General features: G+C 74.0%; 11 protein-coding genes. 8 read left to right on the plus strand and 3 right to left on the minus strand.

Going from position 1 to position 10,459, the window contains the following annotated elements; genetic code table 11:
- Positions 1-60: 60 nt before the first annotated feature.
- Positions 61-894 (minus strand): PIG-L family deacetylase, encoded by an 834-nt coding sequence (locus tag ACFV04_RS30280; RefSeq protein WP_380350120.1) that lies wholly within the window; start codon positions 892-894, stop codon positions 61-63.
- A 318-nt stretch (positions 895-1,212) separates the two neighbouring features.
- On the opposite strand from ACFV04_RS30280, the gene ACFV04_RS30285 reads away from it, so the two are divergent.
- Positions 1,213-2,163 carry a ketopantoate reductase family protein gene (locus ACFV04_RS30285; RefSeq protein WP_380533845.1) on the plus strand — a complete coding sequence of 317 codons (951 nt, stop codon included), beginning with the start codon at positions 1,213-1,215 and terminating at the stop codon, positions 2,161-2,163.
- A 68-nt stretch (positions 2,164-2,231) separates the two neighbouring features.
- On the opposite strand, the gene ACFV04_RS30290 is transcribed toward ACFV04_RS30285, so the two are convergent.
- Positions 2,232-3,107 carry an SDR family NAD(P)-dependent oxidoreductase gene (locus tag ACFV04_RS30290; protein WP_380533847.1) on the minus strand — a complete coding sequence of 292 codons (876 nt, stop codon included), beginning with the start codon at positions 3,105-3,107 and terminating at the stop codon, positions 2,232-2,234.
- A gap of 80 nt (positions 3,108-3,187) precedes the next feature.
- Here ACFV04_RS30290 and ACFV04_RS30295 point away from each other — a divergent pair, with 80 nt between their 5' ends.
- The 3 genes from ACFV04_RS30295 (at position 3,188) to ACFV04_RS30305 (ending at position 5,680) form a co-directional block, all read left to right on the plus strand.
- Positions 3,188-3,892 (plus strand): TetR family transcriptional regulator, encoded by a 705-nt coding sequence (locus ACFV04_RS30295; RefSeq protein WP_380533849.1) that lies wholly within the window; start codon positions 3,188-3,190, stop codon positions 3,890-3,892.
- A gap of 352 nt (positions 3,893-4,244) precedes the next feature.
- Complete coding sequence (locus tag ACFV04_RS30300; protein ID WP_380533851.1) at positions 4,245-4,622, plus strand: hypothetical protein; 378 nt, start codon at positions 4,245-4,247, stop codon at positions 4,620-4,622.
- A 65-nt stretch (positions 4,623-4,687) separates the two neighbouring features.
- Positions 4,688-5,680 carry a hypothetical protein gene (locus ACFV04_RS30305; RefSeq protein ID WP_380533853.1) on the plus strand — a complete coding sequence of 331 codons (993 nt, stop codon included), beginning with the start codon at positions 4,688-4,690 and terminating at the stop codon, positions 5,678-5,680.
- 57 nt (positions 5,681-5,737) lie between these two features.
- Here ACFV04_RS30305 and ACFV04_RS30310 read toward each other — a convergent pair whose 3' ends face one another.
- Positions 5,738-6,406 (minus strand): TetR/AcrR family transcriptional regulator, encoded by a 669-nt coding sequence (locus ACFV04_RS30310; protein ID WP_380533855.1) that lies wholly within the window; start codon positions 6,404-6,406, stop codon positions 5,738-5,740.
- A gap of 57 nt (positions 6,407-6,463) precedes the next feature.
- Between ACFV04_RS30310 and ACFV04_RS30315 the strand changes: the two genes are divergently transcribed.
- The 4 genes from ACFV04_RS30315 to ACFV04_RS30330 all read left to right on the plus strand — a co-directional run bounded on the left by ACFV04_RS30315 (position 6,464) and on the right by ACFV04_RS30330 (position 10,328).
- Positions 6,464-7,951: an MFS transporter gene (locus ACFV04_RS30315; RefSeq protein WP_380533857.1), complete on the plus strand. Its 1,488-nt coding sequence runs from the start codon at positions 6,464-6,466 to the stop codon at positions 7,949-7,951.
- Positions 7,948-8,352 carry a cupin domain-containing protein gene (locus ACFV04_RS30320; RefSeq protein WP_380348402.1) on the plus strand — a complete coding sequence of 135 codons (405 nt, stop codon included), beginning with the start codon at positions 7,948-7,950 and terminating at the stop codon, positions 8,350-8,352. Before ACFV04_RS30315 ends, ACFV04_RS30320 begins: the two co-directional genes overlap by 4 nt.
- Positions 8,353-8,517: 165 nt before the next feature.
- Complete coding sequence (locus tag ACFV04_RS30325) at positions 8,518-9,480, plus strand: ATP-binding cassette domain-containing protein (RefSeq protein ID WP_380348404.1); 963 nt, start codon at positions 8,518-8,520, stop codon at positions 9,478-9,480.
- Positions 9,477-10,328, plus strand: a complete 852-nt coding sequence (locus tag ACFV04_RS30330; protein ID WP_380348407.1) for an ABC transporter permease — start codon at positions 9,477-9,479, stop codon at positions 10,326-10,328. The genes ACFV04_RS30325 and ACFV04_RS30330 overlap by 4 nt, the downstream gene beginning before the upstream one ends.
- Positions 10,329-10,459 lie beyond the last annotated feature (131 nt).

Raw genomic sequence — 10,459 nt, forward strand, 5'->3', positions numbered from 1 at the left:
GACGCCGGCGGGCCAGGGCGGCCCCGGGGGTGGCGCCCGGGCCCGGCGGGGTCGCCGAGGTCAGCGCAGTCCGGCGAAGAGGTCGTTCTCGGGCAGGGCCGCGCCGGTGGTGTCCCGGACCCGGAGGAAGGTCTCCACGCCCCACAGGTCGTTGAACCGCTCCTTGCCCATCCGCAGGAAGAAGATGTTCTCGCCCTGGCTGGCGTGCGCGGCCAGGGCGTCGAACTTCTGGTCGCCGAACGCGGTGGTGTCCACCCAGGTGCTGATCTCCTCGTCGGGGAGGCCGATCTGGGGCATCTCGGCGGCCTCCGCCGGGTCCGGCTCCTCCCAGTCCGCGCCGAACTCGCGCATGACCTCCCCGAACCGCTTCATCATCGTGTGCGGCGCCGTGGTCCAGTACACCTTGGGCGCCGTTTCGGTCAGTTCCAGCGCCGCCATCGTGATGCGGTGCGCCTGGATGTGGTCGGGGTGGCCGTAGAACCCGTTTTCGTCGTAGGTGACGACGACGTCGGGCCGGTACCGGCGCATCAGTTCGGCGAGCCGGGCGGCGCCTTCCTCGACCGGGGTCTGCCAGAAGGAGCCGGGGGCCTCGTTGGTCGCCCAGCCCATCATCCCGGAGTCGGCGTACTCCAGCAGTTCGAGGTGGCTGACCTTCAGGACCTCGCAGCTGGCTTCGAGTTCCTGACGGCGCATCGCGGCGACGGCGGCCGGGTCGTGGCCGGGGTCGCCCGGCTTGACACCTCCCGGTCCGTCGCCGCAGCCGCCGTCGGTACACGTGACGAGGACCGTACGGATGCCCTCCGCCGCGTACCGCGCGAGGACACCTCCTGTTCCGCTGGCCTCGTCGTCGGGGTGGGCGTGCACCGCCATCAGCGTCAACGGCCGGTCAACCATGAAAACCATCCTCCGGTCTGTAAGTGCTCGGTTCGAGTCTGCGGTACGACGGCGAGCAACCGCCCCGCATTATCGGGGTGACCGGTGACAGTCCGGGGGTGACCCAAGTCATTGCTTGGGTCATCCCGAGGAATCTCCAGGATTGACTTGGGTGTCGGGGGATTCGATCATCGCTGCAGGGCCCGGGCGGCAACCGGCCCGGCCTCGCGGCGGATCCCTCCGCACGGCGAGGTCGCGCGGTGCCGACCCATGACGTGCCGAGAGGAAACCACCGTGTCCGTACCGTCCCTTCCATCCCTCCCCCCTGCTCCACCCGCCGTGTCCGTTCCGCCCGGCGGGAGCCGTGGTGCTTCCGCCGCGGCGTCCGGCGTCGGCCGCCGCCGGACGGTGGCGGTGCTCGGCCCCGGGGGCGTCGGCGGCCTGCTGGCCGCGATGCTGTCCCGCGCCGGTCACCGGGTGATCTGCCTGGCGGGCGAGCCGACCGTACACGTCCTCCAACGGGACGGAATCCACGTCCGCAGCGCCCGGTTCGGGGACTTCACCGCCCCGGTCGAGGCGCGCACCGAACTGCGCGAGCCCGTCGACCTCTGCCTGGTGACCGTCAAGCAGATCGCGCTGTCGCAGGCTTGTACCCGGATCGCGCCCGAGGCGGTCGCGGACGGCCTGGTCGTGCCGCTGCTCAACGGCGTCGAGCACGCGGACGGGCTGCGCCGGCGGTTCGGCGCGCAGCGGGTCGTCCCCGGCGTGGTGCGGGTCGAGTCGACCAGGGTCGCCCCCGGGAGGGTCGAGCACGGCAGCCCCTTCGTCGAGATCGACCTGGCCGGGCCGCCGGACCGGCTCGCGGACCTCGCCGGACTGCTGGGGGCCGCCGGTTTCCGGACCGGGGTGATCGAGGACGAGCCGACCGTGCTCTGGGGCAAGCTCGCCTTCCTCGCGCCGTTCGCGCTGCTCACCACCCGGTACGGGCTGCCGATCGGCGCGGTCCGGACCGGGCACCGTGCGGAGCTGTCGGCGCTCGTGGCCGAGGCCGCCGCCGTCGGCCGGGCGTGCGGCGCGGCCGTGGACCCGGCGCGCACCCTGGCGCTGTACGACGCCTTCCCGGCGGAGGCGAAGTCGTCGATGCAGCGGGACGCGGAGGCGGGCCGGCCGCTGGAGCTGGACGCGATCGGTGGCGCGCTGCTGAGGTCCGCCGACCGGCACGGGGTGTCCGTGCCGCTGGCCGCCCGGCTGGTGGCGGAGCTGACGGCGCGGGTCGCGGCGGCTTCCTGAGGGGGAGGGGGCGGGCCTGCCGGCCGCTGGCCGCCCGGTCGGTCGGCCCACCTGCCCGTCCCTCCCGGTCAGTTCGCCGCGTCCGGCGGGAAGGGGACCGGGTAGGCCTCGGCGAAGTCGGCCGAGCGGGAGACCTCGCGCCACCGGGTGTCGTCGGCGAGCAGCCGGCGGTCCATGGCGATGGAGCCCTCGGCGGCGTTGACCCCGAGGGGCAGGTGGTGGGGGATGTCGTTGCGCTTCGCCATCCGGACGAGGATCTCGGCGGCGCGGACCGGGTCGCCGGCGACGCCCGCGCCGTCGGCGTTCTGCCGCAGTCGCCGGTTGACGGCGCCGACCGTCTCGTCGTAGGCCGCCGGGATGTCGTGGACGACCATCGAGGAGCCGGCCCAGTCGGTGCGGAAGCCGCTGGGCTCGACGACCAGCACCTTCACGCCGAACGGCGCGGTCTCGGCCCGCAGGACGCGGCTGAAGCCGTCGATGGCGAACTTCGCCGCCTGGTAGGACGCGATGCCGGGCGATCCGCCGACCCGCCCGCCCATGGAGGAGAACTGGACGACCAGGCCACCCTGCTGTTCGCGCAGCAGCGGGATCGCGGCCTTGGTGACGTGGTAGACGCCCCAGAAGTTGGTCTCGAACTGGGCGCGGAAGTCGGCGTCCTCGGTGGTCTCGATCGGCGAGACGTTGGCGTAGCCGGCGTTGTTCACCAGGACGTCGATCCGGCCGAAGTGCGCGTGGGCCTCGGCGACGGCCGCGCGGGCGGCTTGCGGGTCGGTGACGTCGAGTGCGATCGGGCGGATCCGGTCGCCGAACTCCGCTACGAGGTCGGCGAGTTGTTCGGGGCGGCGGGCGGTCGCGGCCACCCGGTCGCCGGCTTCGAGGGCGGCGCGGACGAGGGTGCGGCCGAAGCCGCGAGAGCTGCCGGTGATGAACCAGGTCTGTTCCATGTCTTTAGTGAAACACCGTTGCGGTAATAGCGCAACACTGTTTCGGTAATACGGCAACGGTGTTGCTCTACGATGGGCGGGTGGATGCACCATCGGAGTTCCAGCGGGCGCGCTCGCCCGAGGCCAAGCGCCGGCGCGAGGCCTCGATCCTGGAGGCGGCCCGGGCGCTCGGCCGGGAACGCGGCATCAGGGACGTCTCGCTGACGGACATCGCGGCCGAGGTCGGCATGCACAAGTCGGCGCTGCTGCGGTACTTCGAGACGCGCGAGGAGATCTACCTGCGGCTGACCGCCGAGGGCTGGCACGAGTGGTCGGACGCGTTGACCGCGCAGCTGCGGGCGAGCGACGATCCGGGCCCGGCTGCCGTGGCACGGGCGTTCGCCGCCACGCTCGCGGCCCGGGGCATGTTCTGCGACCTGCTCGCCCACGCGCCGCTCAACCTCGAACGCAACGTCTCGCTCGACGCGGTCCGCGACTTCAAGCTCGCCACCAGGGCCGCCCGCGAGCCGATCGCCGAGGCCGTCCGCGAGCAGGTGCCCGTGCTGAGCGAGCAGGACGTCGTCGACCTGGTCGCCACCGCCGTCGCGCTGGCCGGCGCGATGTGGCAGATCGCCAATCCGGGCGCGGAGGTCGCCGCCCTCTACCGCAGCGATCCGCGCCTCGCCCACGCCGTCATCGAGGTCGAGCCCCGGCTGGCCCGCATCCTCACCGCGACGCTCCTCGGCCTGGCGGCGCAGGCCGGTGCGGCGCAGGCCGGTTCGACGACGGGCGAGCCGTCGGCCTGAGCCGTCGGTCCGGGCTGCCGGTTCGAGTGGTCGGTCCGAGCCGTCGCTCCGGGCTGCGGGCGTGACCGGGCCGGGGAGGGATCGCGCCTGCTCGGGGGTGGTCCCGCTCGAAGGTCCCGGGTGGTCGGTCGGAGGGGGCGTGGAGCCTCCGTTCACGATCGCTGGAGCGTGCTCGCCAGGGCGTCGGCGATGCGATTGTCTGATTGCGGGCCGGAGATCGCCGGTGCCGGACCGCACCGAGGTCCCGGCTCGGCGCCACCGCGTCACAGCACCACCGCACTTCCCGCAGGCCCGGCCTGCGCTGAACAGCCTTCCAGGACTTTCCAGGACTGCAGATCAAGGGAGAACGCGCGTGAAGATCAGCCGGAAGCTCGTCGTCAGCGCCGTCGCAGGCGGCATCCTCGCCGGGACCGTCGCGCTCGCCGCGCCGGCCAGCGCCGACGTCAAGCAGATCGACTGCGGTGCCGCAGGGGGCCGTGGGGTGACCGTCTTCTCGGGGGGTCCCAACCACTACAACGCCGTGCGGTGCTACGGCTTCACGGGTAGCGGGTCCACCACGGTGAGCGTCTGGTTGACCGGCACGTCCGCCGTCGGCTCGGGCGGGAACACCGGTTACACCAACTACTACAGCAGCGGCGGCCGGGATCTCGGCGCCCGGATGATTCCCGGCGGCATCCAGCCGTACGTGGACATGAACTCGACCACGTACTCGGTCAACATCTGGTCCTGACTTCGCTGCGGCGGGGCGCCGGGCACGGTCCCGGCCCCCGCCGCCATCCCCGAGGACGGTTCGGTATGAGCGCTTCGACCACGACCGGCGGGAGGTGCGGGGCGATCCGGCGGGCGACCGGGCTGCTGGCCCTCGCGGTGTCGGTCTCGCTCTCGGCGATGACGGCCACGGGATGCGGAGCGGCCGGTGCCGGCTCCGTGGCGGCACCGGCCGTCGGCCCGGTCCCGGCCGTCACGACCGTGGACCAGATCGCCCGCCCCATCGACCGGTACCTGGTGACCCCGCAGCAGGTCGCCACCCTGCAGTCCGCCGCGAACACCCTGAACGAGAAGTGCATGCGGGAATTCGGACTGCCGCCGGTGGCCACCGACCTCGTCGGGTTCGACGAGGAGAGCCTCAGGTTCGAACGCACCCACGCGGAGCTCTACGGCTTCTTCGACCCCGGGAGGGCGGCCGTGAGCGGATACGACCGGATCCCCCAGGCGTACACGGCGGCGGCGTCCGTGCCCGCAGTCGCGCAGCCGTCGCCGGCGACGTTGACGGTGGAACACGGGGCGGACACGACGGGGAAGGCGGTTTCCGTCTTCGCGGGCAGGCCGGTCCCGGCCGGCGGCTGCAAGGGCGAGAGCATGCGGGGCATCGGCGGTGCGCTGCCGCTCCCGGACCCGAAGGCCCTCCCGGACCACGGCCCGCAGGTCCCGACCGGCGATCCGCGGATCCGTGCCGGCTACGCCGCGTGGAGCGCGTGCATGACGTCCAAGGGCTATGCCTATGCCACTCCGCAGGACGGTCTGACAGCCACCCGCCTGCTTCCCACGACGCGCGAGCAGGACGGCGTCGTCTCCGTCCGGCACTCGGCCGAGGAGCTGAAGCAGGCCACGGACGACGTCGCGTGCAAGTTGTCGACCAATCTGGTCGGCATCTCGTTGGCCGTGCAGTCCGCCTACGACACGCAGTACATCGAGGGCCACGGCCCGGCGTTGGACGACTACCGGCGCACGGTGGAGGACCGGGTCCGGGCGGCGGAGCGGATCCTCCAGGGGCAGGGCGGGGCCTGACCCCGGAACCCCACCCGTCGGGCCGCGTGGCCGCCGCGGCCGTCCGGGGCGAATCGTTCAGCCGGCGCCGACCAGCCCGGCGACCAGGGAGCGGAGTCCGTCCTCGTAGGTGTCCGCGGCGGTCAGCGGTTCCCAGCGGCCCGCGGCCTCGGCCAGGCGGGGCAGCTCGGCCGGGTCGAGTCCGGCGAAGACCTGCTCGCGGTAGGTCGGGCGGTCGTCCCCGGTGCGGCGGCGGGTGGCCGTCGCCCGGACGACGATCTCGCCCGCGGTGTAGTACCAGATCGCGCGGTAGCCCCGCACGGCCCGTTCGAGCGGCAGTCCGCACCGGACCAGGCCGTCGACGATCTGCTCGACGAACCACAGGGCGTGGGTGGACATCAGGTCGTCGGCGGTCAGCACCTCGACGATCCACGGGCAGGCGGCGAGCGCCGCGTGGATCGCGGCCGCCGCGGCGACCACCCGCTCGCGGGGTTCGTCCGGCAGGTCGGCGGGCCGCAGGGTCCGGGCGGCGTGGTCGTCCAGCAGCAGGACGAGCAGCTCCTCCTTGTTGCGGACGTGGTGGTAGAGGGCCATCGGCGTGCTGCCGACCTCGGTGGCGAGGCGACGCATGGTCAGTTTCCCGACGCCCTCCTCGGTCACGATCCGGCGGGCCGTGGCGACGACCTCCTCCCGGGAGATCCGGGGAGGCCGGCCGGTGGCCTTGCGCGGTGCGGAGGGCTGCTGCATGCCCCCATCATCCCCCGGCCCTCGACAGCGGCGGTCGCCCGGGGGTAGTTTCCTTACATGTACAAAAACTCACGGGGGCGCCCCGGCGCGGTGCTGGCGGCGGTGACCGTCGCACAGTTCGTCTTCGCCCTGGACATGTCGGTGGTCAACGTCGCCCTGCCCGCGATCCGCACCGCGCTCGGATTCGCACCGCTCGACCTGTCCTGGGTCGTGCACGTCTACGCGCTCACCTTCGGCGGGCTGCTGCTGCTCGGCGGCCGCGCCTGCGACCTGTACGGCCGGCGGCGGCTCCTCGTCGCGGGCCTCGCCGTCTTCGCGCTCTGCTCCCTGGCGGGCGGCGCGGCCCAGGAACCCTGGCAACTCGTCACCGCCCGCGCCGGACAGGGCCTGGGCGCCGCGGCGGCCGCGCCGGCCGCGCTCGCGATGCTCACCACCACCTTCACCGAAGGCCCCCGGCGGGTCCGCGCGCTCGGCGTCTGGAGCGCCGCCAACGCGGCGGGCGGCGCACTGGGCGTCCTCGCGGGCGGACTGCTCACCGAGTACGCGGGCTGGCGCTGGGTCATGCTGATCAACCTGCCCTTCGTGGCGGGCGCCCTCGCGCTGCTCCCCGCCGCCGGTCCCGCCGACCGGCGACCCGCCCGGCGGGACCGGCCGGACGTGCTCGGCGCCGTCCTCGCGACCGGGGGAGTGGGACTGCTGGTGTTCGGCGTCGTCCGCACCGAGGCCCGGGGCTGGACCTCGCCCGCCACCCTCGGGACGCTGGCCGCCGCCGTCGCACTGCTCGCCGCCTTCGTCGTCACCGAAACCCGCGTTCCCGCACCGCTGTTACGCCTCGGCCTGCTGCGCAGCCGCTGGGTCGCCGGGGCCAACCTGCTGGTGTTCCTGGCCGCCGCCGGGCAGTTCACCGCCTTCTACTTCGTCTCCCTCCACCTGCAACTGGTGCTCGGCCTGGGCGCCGCCGCCACCGGCGGCGCGTTCCTGCCCTTCTCGGCGGGGCTGGTCGCGGGCACCGTCGTCGCGACCCGGATCACCGCGACCCGCACGCCCCGCGCCGCGCTCGTCCCCGGAGCCCTGCTGGCCGCCACGGGCCTGGCCTGGTTCGCCCGGATCAGTCCCGACGGCGGTTTCCTCACCGACGTCCTCGGCCCGTCCCTGGTCACCAGCATCGGCACCGGACTGGTCCTCGCGCCGGTCGCGGCCGCCGCCACCACCGGGATCGCCCCGCACGAGGCCGGCCTGGCCTCCGGTCTGCTCAACAGCTCGCGCCAGCTCGGCGGCTGCGTGGGACTGGCCGCCCTGGCGACCGTCGCCGCCCACCGCACCGGCGCCGCCACCGACCCCGGCGCGCTCGACGACGGGTACGCCCTCGGGCTCGCGGCCACCGCCGCCCTCTTCGTCCTGGCGGCGGTCGTCGCGGTCCTCGTCCTGCCCCGCCACCGTCCCGCGCCCGGCCCCGCGCTCGGCCCCGCGCCCGGCCCCGCCACCGGGCCCACCACCGCCACCGCCGCCCCGGCGGAGAACCACCTGGAAGGAACGCCCTCATGACCACGACCCCGGTCCTCCCGGTCGACCTGTTCGCCGCGGCCCTGCACATCCACCCCGACGGCGCCGTCCGGGCCACCGAGCGCCGGATGACCGGCGGCGACGCCGGCGCCTGGCAGATCGCCACCTTCCACGTGGAGACCGACGCCGACGTCCACGCCGACCACTGGGAGATGCACCCCGCGGCCGAGGAGGCGGTGTGCTGCCTGACCGGTGGCGTCCGCGTCCACTTCCGCCCCACCAGGCCCGGCGCGGCCGGGGAGACGGTCCGACTCGCGGCCGGCACCGCGGTGGTCGTCCCCCGCGGCCGCTGGCACCGGCTGGAGCTCGACGCCCCCAGCGACCTGATGTCGATCACCCTGCGCACCGGCACCCGACTCGAACGGCGCAGCGACGCCGACTGACCGGAAGCCGCCGGTCGCCCCGGCCGTCGCACGGCCCGGTGGTACCGCGGTACTACGGCCGGGCGGATGTTCGGCCCCCGGTACCACGGTTCCGGCCGCCCCCGCCCCTAGCGTGGAAGGTGAGGGCGGCCGGGACGGACCGGCCCCGGAGCACAGGGATGACCGATGATCGAGGCGCACCAGCTGACGAAGCGGTACGGCGAGAAGACCGCCGTGGACCGGCTGGACTTCATGGTCCGGCCGGGTACGGTGACCGGCTTCCTCGGGCCCAACGGCGCGGGCAAGTCCACCACCATGCGGATGATCGTCGGACTCGACGCCCCCAGCAGCGGCACGGTCCGGGTCAACGGCCGCCGCTACGCCGAGCACACGGCGCCGCTGCAGGAGGTCGGGGCGCTGCTGGAGGCCAAGTCGATCCACCCCGGGCGCTCCGCCTTCAACCACCTGATGGCCCAGGCCCACACCCACGGCATCCCGCGCCGCCGGGTCGACGAGGTCATCGAGCTGACCGGGCTGCAGTCGGTGGCCCGAAAGCGCGCCGGGGCGTTCTCGCTCGGCATGGGCCAGCGGCTCGGCATCGCCTCGGCCCTGCTGGGCGACCCGGCCACCGTGATGCTGGACGAGCCCGTCAACGGCCTCGACCCCGAGGGCGTCCTGTGGATCCGCAACCTGCTGACCGCGCTCGCCGCCGAGGGCCGGACCGTCTTCGTGTCCTCCCACCTGATGAGCGAGATGGCCCTGGTCGCCGACCACCTGATCATCGTCGGACGGGGCCGGCTGCTGGCCGACACCACCGTCCAGGACCTGGTCCGCGAGGCCGGCGGCGACGCGGTCAAGGTCGCCAGCGCCGACCCGGCCGCGCTGCGCTCCGCGCTCGCCGGACCGGGCGTGGAGATCACTGGCCGGGCCGGCTCGGAGGAGCTCCTGGTCACCGGCCGCACCGCCCGGGAGATCGGCCTCGCCGCCGCCGACCAGGGCATCGCCCTCTTCGAGCTCACCCCCCGGACGGTGTCCCTGGAGGAGGCGTTCATGGAACTGACCCGTGACGCCGTCGAGTACCACGGCACCACCACCGCCAACGCCGCCGCGGCCACCGCCGGCACCGAGAACCCGAGGAGCGCGGCATGAGCACCGTCGCACCGAGCCCGACCCCGTCCGCGCCCGCCGACCTCCGGCCCGCCCGCCCGCCGTACAAGGTGACCGCGCTGCGGGTGCTGCGCTCCGAATGGGCCAAGCTGTGGTCGCTGCGCTCCACCTGGATCACCCTGGGCCTGGCCCTGCTCTTCCTGTTCGCCTTCGGCCTGATCGCCGCGTCCCAGTTCAAGTCGCGGCTCAGCGAGGGCCGCCATATGGACCGCGACTTCGCCACCGCGAGCGCGCTGAGCCTGTCCCTGTTCGGCACCAACTTCGCCCAGCTGGCGCTCGGCGTCCTCGGGGTGCTGGTCGCGGCCGGCGAGTACTCGACCGGCATGATCCGCTCCACGCTGGCCGCCGTGCCGCGCCGCCTGCCGGTGCTGTGGTCCAAGGCCCTCGTGTTCGGGGCGATCGCACTGGTGCTCGGCACCGTCGGGGCGTTCGCCACCTTCCTCGTCGACAGCCGGATCCTCTCGGACACCCGCGCCGCGATGACCCTCTCCGACGCCGGGGTCGTGCGCGGCCTGCTCGGGGCCGGGCTCTACCTCGCCCTGGTCGGCGTGATCGGCGTCGCCCTCGGCGCGCTGCTGCGCTCGGTCGCCGGCGGCATCGCCGTCCTGGTGGCCACCCTGATGCTGATCCCCGGCCTGACCGCGCTGCTGCCCAGCTCCTGGCAGGACCACATCACCCCCTACCTGCCGAGCCACGCGGGCCAGGCGATGTTCGCCCTCCAGCACGACGCGACCACGCTGTCGCCGACGGCCGGACTGGTCGTCTTCCTCGGCTGGACGGTGCTCGCCCTGGCGGGAGCCGCCCTGCGCCTGCTGCGCACCGACGCCTAGGTCCTGGTCGGGCGGGACACCTGACACACTCGGAGTGGGGGGGCGGGGCGCAACCGCGCCCCCCCCCCCCCGAGGGTAACGCCACCAACCCTGGGCCTGGAGCGCCCCCCCCCCGAAGGGGGGGGGGACCC

Source organism: Kitasatospora sp. NPDC059599 (assembly GCF_042735125.1).
Classification (GTDB): Bacteria; Actinomycetota; Actinomycetes; order Streptomycetales; family Streptomycetaceae; genus Kitasatospora.

Excerpts from the sequence above, each read along its gene's own strand:
- ACFV04_RS30280 (WP_380350120.1), bottom strand. The coding sequence starts at position 894 with ATGGTTGACCGGCCGTTGACGCTGATGGCGGTGCACGCCCACCCCGAC.
- ACFV04_RS30290 (WP_380533847.1), bottom strand. The coding sequence starts at position 3,107 with ATGGAACAGACCTGGTTCATCACCGGCAGCTCTCGCGGCTTCGGCCGC.
- ACFV04_RS30305 (WP_380533853.1), top strand. The coding sequence starts at position 4,688 with ATGAGCGCTTCGACCACGACCGGCGGGAGGTGCGGGGCGATCCGGCGG.
- ACFV04_RS30310 (WP_380533855.1), bottom strand. The coding sequence starts at position 6,406 with ATGCAGCAGCCCTCCGCACCGCGCAAGGCCACCGGCCGGCCTCCCCGG.
- ACFV04_RS30315 (WP_380533857.1), top strand. The coding sequence starts at position 6,464 with ATGTACAAAAACTCACGGGGGCGCCCCGGCGCGGTGCTGGCGGCGGTG.
- ACFV04_RS30320 (WP_380348402.1), top strand. The coding sequence starts at position 7,948 with ATGACCACGACCCCGGTCCTCCCGGTCGACCTGTTCGCCGCGGCCCTG.
- ACFV04_RS30325 (WP_380348404.1), top strand. The coding sequence starts at position 8,518 with ATGATCGAGGCGCACCAGCTGACGAAGCGGTACGGCGAGAAGACCGCC.
- ACFV04_RS30330 (WP_380348407.1), top strand. The coding sequence starts at position 9,477 with ATGAGCACCGTCGCACCGAGCCCGACCCCGTCCGCGCCCGCCGACCTC.